The sequence below is a fragment of the Hymenobacter arizonensis genome (assembly GCF_900115775.1).
GTDB classification, from domain to species: Bacteria; Bacteroidota; Bacteroidia; order Cytophagales; family Hymenobacteraceae; genus Hymenobacter; species Hymenobacter arizonensis.
Genome location: NZ_FOXS01000004.1, coordinates 53,464 through 72,090 on the forward strand (window position 1 = coordinate 53,464; position 18,627 = coordinate 72,090).

At 60.7% G+C, this 18,627-nt stretch carries 14 protein-coding genes; 9 read left to right on the plus strand and 5 right to left on the minus strand.

Annotation, left to right across the window (positions count from 1 at the left end; translation table 11 throughout):
- The first annotated feature begins 23 nt into the window (after positions 1-23).
- The 5 genes from BMZ66_RS14700 (at position 24) to BMZ66_RS14720 (ending at position 8,426) form a co-directional block, all read left to right on the plus strand.
- Complete coding sequence (locus BMZ66_RS14700) at positions 24-677, plus strand: MBL fold metallo-hydrolase (protein ID WP_092675046.1); 654 nt, start codon at positions 24-26, stop codon at positions 675-677.
- 116 nt (positions 678-793) lie between these two features.
- Positions 794-1,495 carry a CDP-alcohol phosphatidyltransferase family protein gene (locus BMZ66_RS14705; protein ID WP_092675050.1) on the plus strand — a complete coding sequence of 234 codons (702 nt, stop codon included), beginning with the start codon at positions 794-796 and terminating at the stop codon, positions 1,493-1,495.
- Between the two features lie 147 nt (positions 1,496-1,642).
- Positions 1,643-5,683, plus strand: a complete 4,041-nt coding sequence (gene porU / locus BMZ66_RS14710; RefSeq protein ID WP_177204739.1) for a type IX secretion system sortase PorU — start codon at positions 1,643-1,645, stop codon at positions 5,681-5,683.
- Positions 5,684-5,732: 49 nt separating this feature from the next.
- Positions 5,733-6,962, plus strand: coding sequence for a type IX secretion system outer membrane channel protein PorV (porV, locus tag BMZ66_RS14715; protein ID WP_092675056.1), 1,230 nt, complete (start codon positions 5,733-5,735; stop codon positions 6,960-6,962).
- Between the two features lie 156 nt (positions 6,963-7,118).
- Positions 7,119-8,426, plus strand: coding sequence for a M16 family metallopeptidase (locus BMZ66_RS14720; RefSeq protein WP_092675059.1), 1,308 nt, complete (start codon positions 7,119-7,121; stop codon positions 8,424-8,426).
- 142 nt (positions 8,427-8,568) lie between these two features.
- Here BMZ66_RS14720 and BMZ66_RS14725 read toward each other — a convergent pair whose 3' ends face one another.
- Both BMZ66_RS14725 and BMZ66_RS14730 read right to left on the minus strand, forming a co-directional pair.
- The gene (locus BMZ66_RS14725; protein ID WP_092675062.1) at positions 8,569-9,954 is read right to left on the minus strand and encodes an NAD(P)/FAD-dependent oxidoreductase; all 1,386 of its coding nucleotides are present in this window, start codon (positions 9,952-9,954) and stop codon (positions 8,569-8,571) included.
- A 110-nt stretch (positions 9,955-10,064) separates the two neighbouring features.
- On the minus strand, positions 10,065-10,751 hold the full coding sequence (locus BMZ66_RS14730) for a carboxypeptidase-like regulatory domain-containing protein (RefSeq protein ID WP_177204740.1): 687 nt from the start codon (positions 10,749-10,751) through the stop codon (positions 10,065-10,067).
- 102 nt (positions 10,752-10,853) lie between these two features.
- Between BMZ66_RS14730 and BMZ66_RS14735 the strand changes: the two genes are divergently transcribed.
- The 4 genes from BMZ66_RS14735 to BMZ66_RS14750 all read left to right on the plus strand — a co-directional run bounded on the left by BMZ66_RS14735 (position 10,854) and on the right by BMZ66_RS14750 (position 14,548).
- Positions 10,854-11,243, plus strand: a complete 390-nt coding sequence (locus BMZ66_RS14735; RefSeq protein WP_092676109.1) for an ArsR/SmtB family transcription factor — start codon at positions 10,854-10,856, stop codon at positions 11,241-11,243.
- A gap of 94 nt (positions 11,244-11,337) precedes the next feature.
- Positions 11,338-11,655: a (2Fe-2S) ferredoxin domain-containing protein gene (locus BMZ66_RS14740; protein WP_092675068.1), complete on the plus strand. Its 318-nt coding sequence runs from the start codon at positions 11,338-11,340 to the stop codon at positions 11,653-11,655.
- Positions 11,656-11,769: 114 nt separating this feature from the next.
- Complete coding sequence (locus tag BMZ66_RS14745; protein ID WP_092675071.1) at positions 11,770-13,008, plus strand: BamA/TamA family outer membrane protein; 1,239 nt, start codon at positions 11,770-11,772, stop codon at positions 13,006-13,008.
- Positions 13,009-13,333: 325 nt separating this feature from the next.
- Entirely contained in the window at positions 13,334-14,548 is a 1,215-nt protein-coding gene (locus BMZ66_RS14750; RefSeq protein WP_092675074.1) for a glycosyltransferase family 2 protein, read from the plus strand.
- 17 nt (positions 14,549-14,565) lie between these two features.
- Here BMZ66_RS14750 and BMZ66_RS14755 read toward each other — a convergent pair whose 3' ends face one another.
- The 3 genes from BMZ66_RS14755 to BMZ66_RS14765 all read right to left on the minus strand — a co-directional run bounded on the left by BMZ66_RS14755 (position 14,566) and on the right by BMZ66_RS14765 (position 18,620).
- Complete coding sequence (locus BMZ66_RS14755) at positions 14,566-17,022, minus strand: S9 family peptidase (protein WP_092675077.1); 2,457 nt, start codon at positions 17,020-17,022, stop codon at positions 14,566-14,568.
- Positions 17,023-17,265: 243 nt separating this feature from the next.
- On the minus strand, positions 17,266-17,871 hold the full coding sequence (locus BMZ66_RS14760; RefSeq protein WP_092675080.1) for a class I SAM-dependent DNA methyltransferase: 606 nt from the start codon (positions 17,869-17,871) through the stop codon (positions 17,266-17,268).
- Positions 17,868-18,620, minus strand: a complete 753-nt coding sequence (locus tag BMZ66_RS14765; protein ID WP_234795108.1) for a PIG-L deacetylase family protein — start codon at positions 18,618-18,620, stop codon at positions 17,868-17,870. Before BMZ66_RS14765 ends, BMZ66_RS14760 begins: the two co-directional genes overlap by 4 nt.
- Positions 18,621-18,627 lie beyond the last annotated feature (7 nt).

Below are 18,627 nucleotides of genomic sequence, written 5' to 3' on the forward strand. Positions count from 1 at the left end.
ATTGCTCAGAGACTCTATTTCGCATGACTGTCGCCGGTTTTACCTTCAATGCTTTTTCCGAAAATACCTACCTGCTCATTGACGAGACTACCCGTCAGTGCGCCATCGTAGACCCCGGCTGCTACGAAGTGGCCGAGCAGCAGGCACTGCGCCAATACGTGGCCTCCAACGGCTTGCAGGTAGTACTGCTCTTGAATACCCACGCCCACATCGACCACGTGCTCGGCAACCAGTTTGTGCTCACTACCTGGCCCGGCATCCCGTTTTTGCTGCACCGCTTCGACCTGCCCACGCTGCGCGCCGTGCCCACCTACGCCGCCAACTACGGCTTTCCACAGTACCAGCCCGCCGAGCCCACCGGAGAATTGGTGGCCGGCCAGCCCGTGCGCTTCGGCGAAACCGAGCTGGAGGTGCGCTTTGCGCCGGGCCACGCACCGGGCCACGTGGTGTTCTACCACGAGCCTACGTCCGTGGTCATTGGCGGCGATGTGCTGTTTCAGCGCAGCATTGGCCGCACCGATTTGCCCGGGGGCGACCACGCCACGCTGCTGCACAGCATCGAAACCGAGCTGATGACCCTGCCCGACGCTACCGTGGTGTACCCCGGCCACGGCCCCGCCACCACGGTGGGGGAGGAGCGCCGCGGCAACCCGTTCCTTACCTCATTTAACAAGTAGCATTTGTCATTTATCAGGTCATCAGGTGCGCGCTTTGCGCAAAGTGACTGCTTGATGAACATAAATGAGCTGTCCGCGAAGCGGTTGAATGTTAAGTGTTACATGATAATTGTTAAATGAAAAGACACCTGCCCAACGCCATCACCTGCCTGAACCTGCTGTGCGGCTGCCTGGCGCTGAACTTTATTTTTGACGGACGGCTGGAACTGGGGGCCTGGTTTGTGGCGGCTGCGGCCGTGGCTGACTTCGCCGACGGACTAGTGGCCCGCGCCCTGCGCGTGTCGTCGGCCATCGGTAAGGACTTGGACTCGTTGGCCGACATGGTGTCGTTTGGAGTAGTGCCAGGAGCCATTATGTTTAAGCTGCTCACGGCCGACCAGGGGGGACTTGCCGACAGCACCCTGCAATGGTTGCCCTACGCCGGGTTCACGGTTAGCATTTTCTCGGCCTTGCGCCTAGCCAAGTTCAACAACGATACCCGCCAGACTACCTCGTTCATTGGCCTGCCCACGCCGGCCTGCACGCTGGTGGTGGCCTCGCTGCCCCTCATTCTGGCCAACGACCAGTTTAGCCTGGGTGGCTTTATTCTCAACCCTCTGGTATTGCTCGGGCTCACGGTGCTGCTCTCGGGGCTGCTGGTGGCCGAGCTTCCGCTGTTTGCCCTGAAATTTAAAAACTTACGCTGGGCCGATAACCGGCGTCGGTTTATGTTTTTGCTGCTGGCGGCAGGATTATTGCTAGCATTGCAAGCTGCCGCAGTTCCGCTGGTGGTGCTGCTCTACGTGCTGCTGTCGGTGCCCAAAACCGCCGCCCGCTGATGAAGGCAGCTTTGAAATCACAATAAATATATTATTTGGCTGTTAAGAAGCGGCGGCCAGATGAACCCGCTGCCGGGCTGTGCTGTTTCGGTGCATTGTAATGCTGGGCGGTAGCGCAGGAGGCGGGCTTAATAAAACATGGAGTGTATGCGTCCTTTTTTCCTCTTCGTTTTTATTACGGGATTGATAATAGGAAGGGCCGCACCGGCACAAGCACAAACCGGAGGGCCCAATGTGGCCCATGGCACCATTAAATGGGGCGGCTACGCAACGGTGCCCACCACGAACTCGCGCAAGCAGCGAGTGCCCACTTTCAACGAAGCCATTCAGGCGATGGACGACCAAGTGGGCTGGTTCAGCATGCGCCTGAGTGGCCCAGCCACGCAAGGCGAGCTCAGCAACCTGGTGTATGAGCCGTTTTCGGCGGCCGATGCAAAGCTTTTCGATGCCAGCAAATTGCCCGCTGGCCCCGAGCCCGTGCTTAAGTCGGGCACCGAAATGAAGCAGGTGATAACTCACCTGAGTGTGCGCCCGGTGCGCCGCAACCCCCAAACCGGCCAGCCCGAACGGCTAATGTCATTTGACTACCGCTACGCTCCTGCTTCGGGGCCGGTAGCAGCCCGGCGCGCGGCCGCGGCGCGCACCCATGCCAGCGCATCGGTGCTGGCTACGGGCGACTGGTATAAGATGGGCGTGGCCGAAAGCGGCATCTACAAACTCGACAAAACGGCGCTGCTGGACATTATGGGCGTCAGAAGCCTGGACGGCATCAACCCCAACAACCTGCAGGTGTACGGCAACGCCATGGGCATCTTGCCCCAGGCCAACGCCGCCCCTCGCCCCGACGACCTGACCGAGAACAACGTGCTGTTTGTGGGCGATGGCAACAACGTGTTTGAAGACAACGAGTACTTTTTGTTTTATTCGCCAGGTGCCCACACTTGGGAAGCGCAGGGCGGCCTGTTTCGGCACCGCAACAACATTTACACCGACACTGCTTACTACTTCGTGACGGTGAAGAACGCGCCCGGCCGCCGGGTGCCTACCGCAGCCGCGCTAACCGCTGGCAGCAATTCGGCCACCATCACCACTTTCAACTACCGGGCATTCTATGAGCATGACCTGGCTAACCTGCTGCACTCGGGCCGCAACTGGGTAGGCGAAAGCTTTGCCAACGGCGGCACGCCGAAGGGATTTACATTTGGCGACGTCCCCGACCTGGTTCCAAATGCTCCGATTCGGGTTACGGCCTCGCTGGTAGCTCAGGCCGTTACGGCCAGTACGTTTCAGTTCACGCTAAATGGCACGTCGATGGGCGCTCAGTCGCTCAATGCCCGACCCGCCTACGAATACGGCGCCATTGCCACCGTGAACACCAGCACTAGGCAAGTTGCGCTGGCCAATCCAGGCAGTGAGCTGAGGGTAGGTATGACCTTTAATAGCGGCGACCCGAAGGGCGCCGGCTACCTCGACTACCTGGAAATCAACGCCCAGCGACAGCTGCGGCTGAGCAACGCGCAGCTTGAGTTTCGCTCGCTGGCCAGCACCGGCCCCCAGGCCCAGCACCGCTTTGAGCTAACCAACGCCACCGGCGCCGTGGTGTGGGACGTGACCAACCCCCGCCGGCCCGAGGCGCGGCCCCTGGTGATGGCGGGCAGCACGGCCAGCTTTGTGGCGCCGGCCGATACCCTGCGCGAGTACGTGGCCTTTCTGCCCACGGGGCCGCTCAACAACCGCCCGCGCGCCTTTGGCAAAGTGGCCAACCAGAACCTGCACGCCCTGAACAGCAACCCCAACGCGCTGGTCGACCTGGTAATTGTGACCTACCCAACGTTCAGGGCCGAAGCGCAGCGGCTGGCCAACCACCGCGCCCAAAACGACAACATGCGCGTGGCCGTGGTCACGACCTCCGAGGTCTACAACGAGTACAGTTCGGGTGGGCAGGACGTGACGGCCATTCGCGACCTGATGAAGCAGCTCTACGACCGGGCCCCGGCCGGCAAGCAAATGCAGCTGTTGCTGTTCGGCGATGCGTCGTTCGACTATAAATCGGACCCCTTCAATAACAAGGCCTTCCAGCCGGCCTGGTGGAAGGAGCGGACGCCTTTCCAGAATGACCCCGACTTCGACGCCTTCAACCAGAACTACGTGCCCACCTACGAGTCGCGGGAGTCGCTGGCACCTTTTTACCCCGACGGAGCTTTTGGCCGAGCCAGCTATTCTTCCGACGACTACTACGGCTTGCTGGACGACGACGAAGGCGAGTGGAACGAACTGCAGACCGGCACCGAGCTGCTCGACATTGGGGTGGGCCGCTTGCCGGTACGCACCCCCAAAGGCAAGGAAGGGCGAAGCAATACGCAGCAGGCCAAGCTACTGGTGGACAAACTCATTAGCTACGATGCATCTGCCGCTTTCGGAAAATGGCGCAATCGCATTACGCTGGTGTCTGACGATGGTGACAATGACTTGTTTGTGGGCGAAGGCTCGGAACCCATTGCTAGCATTATCGAAACCAACCATCCGGTTTACAATGTGCACAAGGTTTACATGGACTTGTATCCGCAGGTGGTGGTGGCAGCGGGCCAGCGCTCGCCAGCCGCCAAGCGGGCCGTTGAGGAGGCGGTAGAGCAGGGCTCGCTGATTGTTAACTATCTGGGACACGGAGGGCCCCTAAGCTTGTCCGACGAGCAAATTGTGACAAATGCTTCGGTTAAGGCTTTGCGCAATCCCAACAACCTCACCTTCTTCACCACGGGCACCTGCGACTTTAGCACTTATGACAACCCCGACTTCAACTCGGCAGGGGAGGAGTCATTAACCGACAACCCAACCGGCGGCGCGGTAGGCCTATTCACCACGACCCGCGTGGTGGATGCTGGCGCCAACGCCGGCCTGAACCAGGCGTATTTCAACCGCGTGCTGCGCCCCTACAATGGCCGCATGCCAAGCATCGGCACGGCCATTATGCTGAGCAAAAACGATTACCCTGGCGCGGGCCAGCCAGGTATTATCAACAACCGCAACTACGTGCTGCTCGGCGACCCCAGCATGACGCTGGCCTACCCCAAGCAAACCGTGACCCTAGATAGTGTGCAGACCCGCGTGGCGGGCGCCTGGGTTCAAGTAGATACCCTGCAGGCCCTGGCCCGGGTGCGCATGAAGGGCCGGGTGCTGAACAACAGCGCGACGAATACGGCTTTCACCGGCCGCGCCCAGGTTACGATATACGACAAGCCCACCACCGTAATGACCCTAGGCAATGAGTTCGACCCCGTTCGTCGGCCAAGAGACGCGCCCCGGCCCGTGGTGGTTCAGGAAAACGTGATTTACAGCGGACTGGCCGAGGTCAGGAATGGCGAGTTCAACCTGACCTTCGTGGTGCCCAAGGACATCAACTACAACGCGGGCTTCGGCAAAATCAGCCTCTACGCTTTCGACGGCACCAACCGCGTTGATGCCAACGGCTACCAGCGCAAGCAAGTGGGTGGGGTGGCCCTGAACGCGGAAAAGGACACGATTCCGCCGACCATCAAGCTTTCCATGGACCACGAATCGTTCGTGTTCGGGGGGCTCACCGGCCAAACCACCACGCTGCTGGCGCAGCTCAGCGACGACAGCGGCATCAACACCACGGGCGCCGGCATTGGTCACGACATCACGGCCGTGCTCGACAACGACCCCACTAAGCTTATTGTACTCAACGATAAGTACGTGACCAACGTAGGGGACTTTCGGGCGGGCAAGGTCGATAACTTGTTTAAGGACCTGGCTACCGGACCGCATACGTTGCGCCTGAAAGCCTGGGACACGCACAACAATTCGGCGGAGCAGGACATCGAATTCATTGTGGCCACCAACGAAAAGCTGGCCCTCACCCACGTGCTGAACTACCCCAATCCGTTTGCCACCTCCACTACGTTCTTCTTCGACCACAACCAGGCGGGCGGCGAACCCGGCAACCTGGACGTGCAAGTGCAGATATTTACCGTGGCCGGTCATTTGGTGCGCACGCTCACGGCCACCGTGCCCAGCACCGAGTCGCACCAGCGCAGTATTTCGTGGAATGGCCGCGACGAATACAATGACCAGCTGGCTCGCGGCGTTTACGTGTACCGGCTGAGCGTGCGCTCGCAGCAAAACGGCAGCACCGCTTCGAAATACGAAAAGCTCGTCATCCTCAATTAATCCGCTTTTATTTGTGCCCGGGCCCGGTAGGGTCTTCTTTCCCTCTTATATGCACTCACTCTTTTCCCGTTCGCGGCTGTTTCTGTTAGGTGGCTTGCTGGCTGTTGCAGCCACGTCGCATGCCCAATCCGAACAAAATCAAGGTGTCATCACCACGGCCGTTCCCATCCTCACCCTCAGCCCCGATGCGCGTGCTTCGGCCCTGGGCGAGGCGGGCGTTGCTACTTCGCCCGATGCTAACTCGGGGTTTTTCAACGCGGGTAAGCTGGGGTTTGTGCCCTATAAATACGGGGCCTCGGCTTCGTACTCGCCGTGGCTGCGCAACATCACCGACGACATGAGTTTGTCGTACCTCTCGGGCTACGGCAAAATTGGCCAGCGCTCGGCTCTGGGTGCTTCGCTGATGTATTTTGACCTCGGTACCATTGATTACCGCACCGGCGGCAACTTGCCCGCTGGCTCGTTTAGCCCCAAGGAATATGCCCTCACGGTTTCCTACGGCCAGCAGCTCACCGATAACTTCGGCGTGGGCATCTCGGCCCGGTACATCCGCTCCAACCTTGTGGGCACGGTGAACGGCAACGACGCCCGCCCCGGCAACGCGGCCGCCGTCGACTTGGGCGCTTACTACTCAAAGGATGCCACCATTGGCACGGGCTTGTACAACCTGGCTTTCGGCGCCTCCATCACCAACATCGGCAATAAGATAACCTATAACGACGCCGAAAACCCCAGCTTCCTGCCAACCTCGCTGAAACTGGGCACGGCCCTGACCCGCGAGATTGACCAGTACAACAAAATCACGCTGGTATTCGATGCTACCAAGCTGCTGGTGCCATCGCCGTACTACGAGCCGGGCGTGTTGCGCAACGACCCGCGTATCGTTGCCCGCAACCGCGAAATTGCTAACAAACCCATTGTGAGCGCCATGTTGGGTTCGTTCAACGACGCTCCCGGTGGTTTCAAAGAAGAGCTGCGCGAAATCAACCTCTCGACCGGCATCGAGTACAACTACAACGACCTGCTGTATGCCCGCGGTGGCTACTTCTACGAAGCGCCCGACAAAGGCGACCGCCAGTACGTGAGCTTGGGCTTGGGCGTCCGCTATCAGGTGTTCGGCATCGACGGCACTTACCTGGTGCCTACCGGCAACAACTCGCAGAATAACCCGTTGGCCCAAACCATTCGGATATCCCTGCACTTCAACCTGAACAAGCTGGCCGAAGCCTTCGACGAAGGCGGGGCCGGTGGCACCAGCGGCGACTTGCCTACCAACTAAGCAGCCAGGGGCTTAGCCCTGCTGCTGCCCGAACAACGTCATGCTGAACGCCTCGAAGCGGCAATTCTGCTTCGAGGCGTTCAGCATGATTTTCTTTATAGTACCTGCCTCAAGGCGTCAACAATCAACGCCTGGGCTACTCACTCAATCAACATTATGCTCGACCGTACCGTCGCTCCTCCCGTTCAGCCGCTGGCCCGCGTAACGCTGCCCGCGGCCGACGTATCTAACCTGCCCAGCGGTGCCCGCCTGCACGTGCTTGCCAACGCTGCCCAGCCCGTGGTGCGCCTGCAAGTGGTGTTCCGGGCCGGCAAAACTACCGAACACAAGTCCGGCCTGGCTTCCCTCACGGCCCGAATGCTGCTGGAGGGCACCACCACCCGCACCGCCCGCCAAATTGCCGATGAGGTGGCCTTCTACGGCGCCTCGCTGGAGTGCGACGCTGGCTACGACCGCTCCACGCTCACCCTTTATTGCCTGACCCGGCACCTGCCCGCCCTGCTGCCGCTGGTGACCGACGTGCTCACCCACCCGGCCTTTCCCGAAGCCGAGCTGCAGCAGCTCAAAACCCGCACCATTCAGAACGTGCGCGTGGAGCGGCAGAAAACCAGCTTCCTGGCCTCCGAGCGGTTCAATGAGCTGCTCTTTGGCTCCGAAACGCCGTATGGCCGGCCCTTCGACAGCGACGCGTACCAGGCCCTGACGGCCGATGAGGCGAAGCTTTTTCATCAGGCCGCGTACGCTTTTGGCAATGCCGAAGTGTTTCTGTGTGGCGATGTAGCGGCCGAGCGCGAGTTGGTGGCCGCCGCGTTTAGCGTGGTGCCATCTGGCGCCCAGCAGCTCATTGCCTCACCGGCCGCTGGCCTAGCCGGTATTCCTAGTGGGGAAGCGGTAGTGCTCCCCAGCCGCGTGGTGGTGGCAGGCAGCCTGCAGGCTTCCGTGCGCATGGGCCGCAGCTGGCCCGCGCCCACCCACCCCGATACCCACCGCCTCAAGCTGCTGGTGAACGTATTCGGCGGGTATTTCGGCTCTCGCCTGATGCGTAACATTCGCGAAGACAAGGGCTTGACCTACGGAATTTACGCCAGCGTGGCGCCCCGCGAGCTTGGGGCCAACCTCATTATCGGTACCGACGTGAAGGGCGAAAGCGCCGACTTCACCGTGAGCGAAATCGAAATGGAAATGCGCCGCCTGCAGGAAGAGCTGATTCCGGCTGAGGAGTTGGAAACGGTGAAGAACTACCTATTGGGCAAGTTTGCTAACGAGCTATCTACGGTGTTTGAGCAGTGCGACAAGTACAAGACGTTGGTCTTCATGGGCCTGCCAGAGAGCTACTACACCGATTTCATGCAGCAGACCGAAGCTGCCGATGCCGAAACCCTACGGGAGCTGGCGCGGGAGTACTTGTCGCCGGCCACTATGAAAGTGGTGGTGGCGGGGCCCGTAGATGGTCCGATGGATTAAGCTTGCTACCTGTCCGAATTAAAAATGCCCTCAGCATGAACTGAAGGCAGCCCTAAAACAAAAGGCCCCGTTGCTTGCAAGCAACGGGGCCTTTTGTTTTAGGGCTGCGCCCTAGGGAATGTGCCCGGCAGTAGCCTGAAAGCTAGGCTCTGCTTTCCGCCTCGGCCTGAATAGCCGGCGGCGTGGGGTTATACTCCGGCGTAGAGGTGCGATGCTCGTCTCGCTTCTTGCCTTTGTCGTCTTTCATGTCGCGGCGGCTGAAGGGGCGAATGATGAGCCGCAGGGCTTGGTCGGTACTGAAGTAGCTGAAGGCCCAGTCCACGAAAGCCACCACTTTGTTGCGGAAGCCCACCAGCGTCATCAAGTGAACAAATAGCCAGGTTGCCCAGCCCAGAATGCCATTGAAGTGCACGTTGCCGGGCAGGTCGACCACGGCTTTGTTGCGGCTCACAATGGCCATGGAGCCTTTGTTTTTGTACACAAAGTCTTTGGGAGTTTCGCCGCGCAGCAGGCGCATCAGGTTTTCGCCCAGTTGGTCGGCTTGCTGCTGGGCTACGGGTGCCAGCATGGGCATACCGCGGGGCATGTCTTCGGTTACCATGTTGGCCAGGTCGCCGATGGCGAAGATGTTGGCGTGGCCTTCTACCTGGTTCCAGCGATTCACGGTCACGCGCTTGTTGCGGGTCACCACTTCGGCGGGCAGGCCGGGCACTTCGGCGCCGTTCACGCCGGCGGCCCAGACCAGGTTTTCGGTCGGAATGTATTCCGTATCGGAGTAGTAGGCCCGACAGTTTTCAAAGTTTTTGATGGAGGTGTTGAGCATCACCTTCACACCCAGCTCGTCGAGGTAGCGCTTGGCATCGGACTGCGAGGCTTCCGACATGGGCCCGAGTAGGGCAGGGCCGGCTTCAACCAGAAAAATCTGCATCGACCGCAAATCCAGCTCGGGGTAGTCTTTGGGCAGCACGTGCTTGCGCATCTCGGCCAGCGAGCCGCTGATTTCGACGCCCGTGGGGCCGCCGCCCACCACCACGATGTTCATGAGAGCCTGCCGTTCGTTCGGGTTCTCCATCAGGAGCGCCTTCTCGAAGTTCTGGAAAATGAAGCTCCGCAGGTTCAGGGCATTCGGGATGCTCTTAATCTGCATGGCGTTGCGCTCGATGCTTTCCAGGCCGAAGAAATTGGTGAGCGAGCCCGTGGCTAGCACTAGGTAATCGTAGCGGATGTTGCCGACGCTGGTGACCACCGTGTTGCTGGCCGGGTCGACCCGCTGCACGTCGGCCATGCGGTAGTAAAAATTCTTCCGACCCGCAAAAATTTTGCGAATGGGGTAGGCAATGCTGCCGGCCTCGAGGGCACCGGTGGCCACCTGGTAAAGCAGGGGCTGAAAGTTGTGGTAGTTATTACGGTCGACCACGACCACCTGCACGGGAGCATTGCGCAGGGACTGGGCCAGGCGCAGGCCGCCAAAACCGCAGCCAATAATGACCACGCGCGGGTTAGCCGAAACGGGAAGGTTGGTATCCATGGGATAAAGCTAGAGTTAACCCTTACTTTACCCGGAAAGCCTTCAATATGTTGCCGCTAGCCCGCGTTTGGGGCCGGCTGCCAGGGCCATTTGCGAGCGGCCGGGACCTATTAATCGTCGTTGTCCTTCTTCTTGAACTCGCCTTTTTTTACCTGCTGAATCAACTGTAGCCAGCTGAAGGGATTGAGCAGCGGGTTGTTGGAGTATTGGCTGGGGCCCATGCCTTGGCGGCGGTCATATTCAAGTTGCTGCTGCTGCATGGTTTGCCGAAAATTTGCCGTCGGGCCCATGGGCTGCGAGTTGAAGATGCGGCGCATGAGCTGCTCGTTTAGGTTGTCGGCGGCAGCGGTGCCCTTTTCGGTGGGCAGGCGCAAGGCCAGGAAGGCTTTTTTGAAGTCGCGCTCGGTGGTGTAGGGAAATACCCGAACCTCGCCCAGCATGGTGGCATCTTCCTGCAGCTGAATGATGACGGAGTAGCTCTGGCGTTGGAAATCGGGCGGAATGACGATGGTTTGGTTGGCGTAGCCCAGCGAGCGAATCACGATGCTGTCGCCGGCCAGCACGGCCATCGAGAAGTAGCCGTAGGCGTTGGACGACGTGCCGCGGCCGGCCTTGGGCACGTAAATGGTGGCGCCGGGCACGCCCAGCAGGCTGTCGCCGCTGGCCACAATGCCGGTGAACTGTATCACCTTACGCTTGCCCTGGGCGTGCGCCGAAGGGGCTGCCAGGAGCAGCACGCCCAACAGGGCCACGGCAAAAAACAAAGAGAAGCGACGAAGGCGCAAGAGGTCAGGCATGTTCAACAGGTGGTTGTACAAATATACGACGCCGGGTTCGGGGCCGATTGTAACTTTGGCGAAAGGAAAACCGAAGGGCTTTGCACCCTTCTTATACAGCAGATGCGCTTGAAACATTTCACGGTTGCTTTTGGGCAGCAACTTTTTAAATCGTTGGGCGACGAAAGCCGGGTGCGCATCCTGCATCTGCTGTGGCGCAACCGCGAAATGGTGGTGGCCGACTTAGAGCAAGTGCTCGACTTTACCCAGACCAAAACCAGTCGGCAATTATCGTACTTAAAAAACGCGGGCCTCGTGAGTGTGCGCCGCCTCGACAACTGGATGTACTACTTCCTGAAGGAAGAGGCGGCCGAATTGCTGCAAGAGTTGCTTGGGCTCATGGAAGAAGACCCGCAGCTGCTACATGACCAGAAAGTGTACCAAACCCTGTGGTCGAACCGGGAGCTGGCCGCGTATAAGCTGCAAAACCGGCACTGGCACGGCGTAAAATGATGGTGAACGGCCAGTGGGCCAACGGCTAGCGGGCTCAGCGCCCGGCTTCACACCAGCACTACGCCAGCGCCGGCCGCTCACCACCACTCTATCTATGGACCACGACCGTCGTCTCTTTGTGTGCATTAATCAGAAATCCGGAGTAGGGGAGGCCGTGGCCAAGTCCCTGAAGAAGGAGCTAAAAGTACAGGGCCTGAAAAAACTGCTGACCGGCGGCGAACGCCAGCGGGTGCGGGTGCAAACCTGCAACTGCCTGGACATTTGCAAGCAGTGCAAAAAGGGCCCCGGTGCCGCCCTCATTGTGTACCCCGAAGGCACGGTGTATGGCAATGTGCGCCCCGCCGACGCGGCTGAGCTTGTGGCCGAGCACCTGGGCCGCGGGCACGTAGTGAAGCGCCTCCGCGTAGACTAGCCCACCGGTTCGGGCCCAAGCGGCGAATTTGTAGATGAGTTTTGCCGTGTATTCCAACCGTGGCAGGGGAGAATCCGTTGTTAGCTCAACTCAAAGATTTTTACTCCTCTACACATGCGCTTTATCCTCGCAGCCCTGGTATTTGCCGGGCTGACTTTCACCGCTGCTGCCCAGCCGGCCGGGCCCTCCGATTCCGTTTACGCAGTGGTGACCCCAACTCCCCCTCCCGGTTTGGCGCCGCTGGGTGCTCCGGTCCGAGCTCCAAAATCGTTCGGGCAAATTGGCAAGAACGGCCGCCTGACCCTGCTCCCCATTCCGGTATTGTTTTACCAGGCCGAAACCGGGCTCGGCTACGGCATAGGCGGGCTGCTGAGCGGCCGCTTTTCCGAAGACACCCTCACCCGCCCCTCCAACGCCCGTGTGCAGTACTGGACCACTCAAAAGGGCCAGTCGCTGCTGCAGCTGGTGCACACGGTCTACACGCCCGGCGAGAAATTCTACCTCAACGGTGAACTCAGCGCCTACGATATTTTGCTGAACTACTACGGCACGGGGCCCAAAGCCACCAGCGCCAACGAGTCGCAGACGGAGTACAAGCTCTTAATCATCAACCAGCGGCTGCAGAAGCAGATTGTGCCCAAGGTGTTTTTTGGTGCTCAGTACCGCCTCACCAACGTTACGGACATCAGCTTCCCTGCCCTTACCACCGACGAAAAGGCCCCCAGCGTGTTTCAGCGCGACCCGCGCATCACGGCCCGCGAGCGGCAGAACACTCGCGTGTCGGGCCTGGGTCCGGTTATTACCTACGACACCCGCGACGTGCCTTTGGCGGCGTTCCGGGGCGACCTGCTCGACTTTGGCGTGACGTTCAACGGCACGGGGCTGGGGTCTGACTACCGTTTTGTGCGCTATCAGTTCGACGCCCGCCACTTTCAGCCCCTGGGGTCAAATCGCACCATTCTGGCGGCGCAGTTCCTGGGGCAGTTCCATACCGGCGACGTGCCGTTTCGGGAGTTGGCCGGCATAGGCGCCAACCTCGGCGGCACGCTCTACAACAATGCCAACCTGCTGCGCGGCATCTACGAGCAGCGCTTCCGCGACCGGCAGATGGTGATGTTTCAGGCTGAAATTCGCCAGAAATTGTTCTGGCGCTTCGACGGGGCCGTTTTCGGCGGCGTCGGCAACGTGAACAACTACATCGACAAGTTTGAGCTGCGCGATACCAAGTATGCCGGCGGGGCGGGCATTCGCTTTCACTTCATCGAGCGCGACCGGGTGAACCTGCGTTTCGACTACGCTTGGGGCACGGGCAGTGCCCCGGGCCTCCTGTTTGCCATTGGCGAAGCATTCTAAGCGGTGCTACTTGGCTCAAGCCAATAAAAAAAACCCTTCTGCTTTGCAGGAGGGTTTTTTTGTGCCCGGTGAGGTGGGTGGGGCGCTAGTCAGCTGCTTGCTGTATGCGTGTGCTAAGGCCTCTGATGCGGGGGCTCCACGTTCGGTGCAGCCATGAGTTAAGCTGAGATTGATTGCGCAGGAAATATTGCGGGTGAGTCAGTGATTTAAATCCCTTGGTTCTTAGAACAAAAGGACAATTCCACGGTTCAGGATACACAAAAAAGTGAAGCTGTAGGGTAAGCTGAACACTATCGTTTGCTATTGCCTGACGTATAAAGCGGTAATGGACCACGCTACGCCTGCTCGCTTTCTCGGTTCTCACGAGGCCACTGCTTCAGTTGCAATTATTCCGCTGGCCAAGCTACCCGTGGTGCCGCGCCGGAGCCGCTACGCCAAGCTGCTGCACCAGCAGTTGCCGCCGCCCCGCGCTGGGCTACTGACCAGCGTCATCATCCCAGCCAAGAACGAGGCCACCAACCTGCCGGCCTCGCTGGCTGCCTTGGCCGCGCAGACGGACTTGCACGGCCACCCCCTGCCCCCTGACAGCTTTGAAGTAATTGTGCTGGCCAACAACTGCACCGACGCCACCGCAGCCACCGTGCGCCAGCAGGCCGCTGGTTTTCCAGAACTGGTGCTGCACGTGGCCGAGCTGGCCCTGCCCACGGCCAAGGCCCACGTGGGCTGTGCCCGCCGCCTGCTAATGGACGAGGCCTGTGCACGCCTGGAGCAAGCAGGCCCTGCCATCAGCATCATTGCCAGCACCGACGCCGACACGCACGTAGCGCCCACATGGCTGGCCGCCATCCAAGCCGAAATCGGGGCGGGAGCCGATGCCGTGGGCGGCCGCATCTTCACCGAAATCACCGAGCCTGCCTTGTTGCCGTTGCGCCGCATTCACGTGCGCGACACGGCTTACCGCCTGCTGTGTGCCCGTCTCGAACACGCGCTGGACCCCAACCCGGCCGACCCTTGGCCGCGACACCACCAACATTTTGGCGCTAGCCTGGCCCTTACCACCCGCGCCTATCGCCAGGTAGGCGGCCTGCCCGAAGTGCGGTTTCTGGAAGATGAAGCCTTGTGCCAGGCCCTGCGGCAGCACGATTTATCGGTGCGCCACAGCCCGCATGTGCAGGTGCTCACCTCGGCCCGTCGGCAGGGCCGGGTAGAAGTGGGCTTGTCGTGGCAGCTGTGCGAATGGCTGAAGATGAGCCGACAGCACCGCGAGCCCCACGTGGAAAGCCCGCGCCAGCTGGCGGCTTTGTGGCGGTTGCGGCGCCAGCTCCGCACGTATTGGGCCGCCCGCCCCGCGCACTGGGACGAGGTGCTAGCCTCCGTGGCAGCCCGGCTCGGCCTGCCCGCGCCGGCCCTGCTGGCCCAGGTAAAAAAGGCCCGCACCTTTGGGGAGCTCTGGGCTGGCGTGCAGGCAACCGCCCCAGGCGCAGCCGTGCCGCTGGTGCCGCTGTCTATGGCACTGTATGAGCTGCCGCTGCTGCTGTAGCGCGCGGCTGCTCCGGCTTACTTCTCTGTTTTGAGGCCAGTGGGCGGCGAGGCGCCCGGGTTCAGGTTGGTTTCGAACAGCTTCAGAATGCGCTTGTACTCGTCGGTCCAGGAGCTGGGCTCGACGAAGCCGTGGTCTTCGACGGGGTACACGGCCAGCTCCCAGTTTTCTTTGTGAAGCTCGATGAGGCGCTGCGACAGCCGCACAATGTCCTGGAAGTGCACGTTGGTATCGACCATGCCATGGCACATGAGCAGGGCACCCTTGAGCCCGGCCGCGTAGTTGATGGGCGAAGAGCGAGCATAAGCAATGCTGTCCTGGTAGGGCTCGTTCAGGATGTTATCGGTGTAGCCGTGGTTGTAGTGGGCCCAGTCGGTCACCGAGCGGAGCGCGGCCCCGGCTTTGAACACCTCCGGCTGAGTAAACATGGCCATGAGAGTGATAAAGCCACCGTAGCTACCGCCATAAATGCCAATGCGCTGGGGGCTGACGCCGTATTTCTCGGTCAGGAGCTTGGCACCGTCTACGTGGTCGGAGAGGTCTTTGCCGCCCATGAAGCGGTAGATGCCGGTGCGCACGTCGCGCCCGTAGCCCGAGGAGCCGCGGTAGTCAATGTCGAGCACCGTGTAGCCGCGGTCAACCAGCAAGTTGTGAAACATGTACTCGCGCGAGTACTGGCTCCACCACTTGTGGGCATTTTGCAAGTAGCCCGCGCCGTGCACGAAAATAACAGCCGGCCCCTGCGCCTGCGGGTTGGCTGGGCGGTAGAGCCGGGCGTACACGTCGACCCCATCCTGGGCTTTGATGGTAATTACCTCTGGGTCGCGCCAGGGGTATGCCTCGAACTCCGCAGTGGTAGAGTGCGTGAGCTGGCGCATGGTAGCGCCGGGCTTGTTGGGCATCACATACAATTCCCAGGGCTTGTTGGCGTAGCTGTAGCGCACGGCCAAGGTCTTTTCATCGGGCGAAAGCGTAACCTCGCTGGCGCCGGGCTTGGTCGTGATTTGCGTGAGGGCACCGCCTTCTACGGGCATCCGGAAAAACTGCTGCTCGCCCGGGTTGGTCTTGTTGGTGATGAGGTACCAGGTTTTCTTGTCCTGGCTGAGCTGGGCCTGCTGCACCTCAAACTTGCCGCTGGTGAGGGCCTTTTTCTGACCCGTGCTCACGTCCACGGTGTACAGGTGCGAGTAGCCCGATTCCTCGCTCTGAAACCACACCCGGCGGTTGTCGGCCAGCCAGCCCACGTTGCCAGCGCCGTTGCCAATGCCGGGCCCGCTAATCCAGGCCTCGTCGCGCTGGCGGTCGAGCAGGCTGATTTTTTGGGTGGCGGGGTCCAGCGATACTATCCACCGGTCTTTGTTGTCGGCGGCGCGCATCACCAGGAAAGCCCGCTGGCCATTGTCCGACCACACGGGCCGGAAAGGAATCACCCGGCGGGTTTCCGTGGGCTTTTTGGTTTGTTTGGCCTTAGTGGTATCCGCTGGCTGCGGGGCTTTGGCTTGCAGCTGGTATTCTTTGCGGTACGCCGGCAGCTCGTCCAGTCCTTTGAGCTCTTTGTAGCCCAGCACAAACGTGGTGTCGCGGCCGATGTCGTACAGCCCCATTTCATAGGCCGTTTGGTTGGAGCCCACTTTGGTGCGGGTCGAAATGTCTTCCGTGAAGCCCGACGCTGTCACAAAGCTGGGCACAATGGCGAGCTTCGCCTTATCGGCCGGCGTCACCAGCGAGTAGGTTACAAACCGGCCGTCGGGGCTGAGCTGCAGGTTTTCTACGGTTTTGGCGCCTAGGTAAATGGCTTTGGGGCGCAGCTGGGCCAAGGTTTTCTGCAGCTTCTCGCGGGCTTTCACGTCCTGGTCGCGCTGCCGGAGCACTTCGAACAGCGCCATTTGCTCGGCTTTCAGGAATTTCTCGGCCGGGCTCAGGTCGGTACCTGCGGGGCGGGGGCCGCGGCGCAAGTCGGTGCGCTGGGTGGTTTCGCCGGTGGCAGGGTCCCAGGTGAAGAGGTTGCCGTTGCGGGTGTAGCTCACCACGCGGTCTAGTAGGGCAAAATCAGGCTCAGTTTCGCGCTCGGCTGTGTTGGTTACGCGGCGGGCTTTCTGGGTTTTCAGGTCGAGCAGGTAAATGTCACCGTCCTTCTCATACACCTTGCGTGTGTAGCGCCGGTCGTACTGCCCGCGGCTGGTCGGCAGCGCCTGCTGCTCTCGCAGGCTCACTTTGCGCGCCTGGCCCCCGCTGGGCGCTATCGAGTAGAGCGAGTCGCGCCGCGCCTTCTCCGGGTTCCAGCTGAAATAGATGCGTTTGCCGTCTTCGCCCCAATACACGTTCGAAGGCGAGGCCCCGACCCACTGCGCCGGGTCGCGCATGATTTTTTCAACGGTAAGCGAAGCCGGGGCAGGCTTTCCGGCAGTCGGAGCCTGAGCACGTAAGGCCACGGGCAAAGCCAGCGGCAGGGCCGCAAGAAGAAGGAAACGCATAGAAAGTAGTCAGTTGGATAATAGCGCTAGCGAGGGCTGGTAGTAGCAGCTATTGCCACACCTGCAACCCAAAGTGCCAAGGCAACAAAGCTACTTATCTCAATGATGACAACGTACTGAGAGGACGGATATCAGCAAAGCTCTGTGGCTTAAGGTGCGAGCCCTGTTTCCGATACAGTATGTCTGAACGATGTAGAGACGCCAAGTGTCGCGTCTCTACATCGTTCAATGAATGCGAGTGACTTAGGGTTTCTCAACCCTTTCCAGCAAGTCGAGCCGGTAGGTTTCCTGCCGCTGGCCAACCAAGTGGCGCAACGGGCCATTGTCTCCAACTTGGGCTAGAAAGTGCTCGTGCACATAATCTCCGGTCAGCGGATAGTCGTGCACAGTTGGCGTCCAGTGCACCAAGAGCAGTTGGCCGCCTGGCCGCAACGCGCCTATTAGCAGCTGGGCGGCCCGAGCCAGGTCGCCCTCCGACCAATAATATCCCACCTCCGAAACCACAATAAGGTCGAACTCCTGGCTGGGGAACTCATCCGGCACCCGCAGCAGCTGCAAATCCACCTGTGGAAAGTCTGCGCAACGCTGGCGTGCTTGGGCCAGGGCCGCCTCGCTCACGTCAACGGCCAATAGGTGTCCACAGCGCGGCGCCAACTTGGCCGTGAGCACGCCTAACGAGCAGCCCACCTCAAACGCTTCGACGTATTGCGGATGGGGCAGCGCCGCCACGGTAGCCGCGTATTTGGCTTGCTCGTACGGACTGGTTTCAAAATTCCAGGGGTCGCGGTTGGCCTGATACACGTGGTCGAAGTATTCGGGCGGTAGCGTGTTAGGCTGGTTCTTATTCATGAATCAAGCACTTCAAAGTAGACTTCGTACGGACCCGCGAAATGCGCCAGCATCTGAGCCGATAGTAAAAAGCCGTCGGGGTCGTCGGTGAAAACGCCGGGTGCCACCTGCGAGCGGTGGGCGGCAATGGCCTGCTGCTTAGCCGCAATAGCTTCGCCGACATCGAGGCGGAAGCCGCGCACGCCATCAGTTGCCGTGGGAAGGTCTTCTGCTCCGGCTCGCTCCCAGGCCCACACCACGTATTCAAGGCGGTGCGGTGGGTGCGCCATTGCAGCTAATGCGGCCTGCACCAGCAGGCTGGTGGCGCGGTGGTCGGGGTGAGGGTCGCGCCGCCAGGGCACTAGTACCGTCGTGGCTTGGTGGGTTTTAAGGAACGCAGCCAGTTGAGCGGCCGCTTCCGCAAAGCCCGGGTCCTGCGGTGCGGCGGGCACCCGGCTATCGGGCAAACCGAGCAGCAGGGGTTCGGCAGTGACGCCGAGCAAAGCCAGCGCTTCCCGAAACTCAGCTTCGCGCACGGCCTGGCGGGCTAGAGCCGGAAAATGCACCGAGTTGGGGTGCGACATGGTGCCGTCGCTCACCAAAACGGCGGCTACGGGCTGGCCAGCACGGCGCAGCAAGGCCAGCAGCCCGCCGCAACCTAGGGCCTCGTCGTCGGGGTGCGGGGCCACTACCACCACCGAGCCCAGCGCTGCCACGTAGCTAGCCGGGCGCACGGGGTAAGAATCAGATGGCAGAGCAATGGCAGGCAAAACAGCG

Excerpts from the sequence above, each read along its gene's own strand:
- BMZ66_RS14700 (WP_092675046.1), top strand. The coding sequence starts at position 24 with ATGACTGTCGCCGGTTTTACCTTCAATGCTTTTTCCGAAAATACCTAC.
- BMZ66_RS14705 (WP_092675050.1), top strand. The coding sequence starts at position 794 with ATGAAAAGACACCTGCCCAACGCCATCACCTGCCTGAACCTGCTGTGC.
- porU (WP_177204739.1), top strand. The coding sequence starts at position 1,643 with ATGCGTCCTTTTTTCCTCTTCGTTTTTATTACGGGATTGATAATAGGA.
- porV (WP_092675056.1), top strand. The coding sequence starts at position 5,733 with ATGCACTCACTCTTTTCCCGTTCGCGGCTGTTTCTGTTAGGTGGCTTG.
- BMZ66_RS14720 (WP_092675059.1), top strand. The coding sequence starts at position 7,119 with ATGCTCGACCGTACCGTCGCTCCTCCCGTTCAGCCGCTGGCCCGCGTA.
- BMZ66_RS14725 (WP_092675062.1), bottom strand. The coding sequence starts at position 9,954 with ATGGATACCAACCTTCCCGTTTCGGCTAACCCGCGCGTGGTCATTATT.
- BMZ66_RS14730 (WP_177204740.1), bottom strand. The coding sequence starts at position 10,751 with ATGCCTGACCTCTTGCGCCTTCGTCGCTTCTCTTTGTTTTTTGCCGTG.
- BMZ66_RS14735 (WP_092676109.1), top strand. The coding sequence starts at position 10,854 with ATGCGCTTGAAACATTTCACGGTTGCTTTTGGGCAGCAACTTTTTAAA.
- BMZ66_RS14740 (WP_092675068.1), top strand. The coding sequence starts at position 11,338 with ATGGACCACGACCGTCGTCTCTTTGTGTGCATTAATCAGAAATCCGGA.
- BMZ66_RS14745 (WP_092675071.1), top strand. The coding sequence starts at position 11,770 with ATGCGCTTTATCCTCGCAGCCCTGGTATTTGCCGGGCTGACTTTCACC.
- BMZ66_RS14750 (WP_092675074.1), top strand. The coding sequence starts at position 13,334 with ATGGACCACGCTACGCCTGCTCGCTTTCTCGGTTCTCACGAGGCCACT.
- BMZ66_RS14755 (WP_092675077.1), bottom strand. The coding sequence starts at position 17,022 with ATGCGTTTCCTTCTTCTTGCGGCCCTGCCGCTGGCTTTGCCCGTGGCC.
- BMZ66_RS14760 (WP_092675080.1), bottom strand. The coding sequence starts at position 17,871 with ATGAATAAGAACCAGCCTAACACGCTACCGCCCGAATACTTCGACCAC.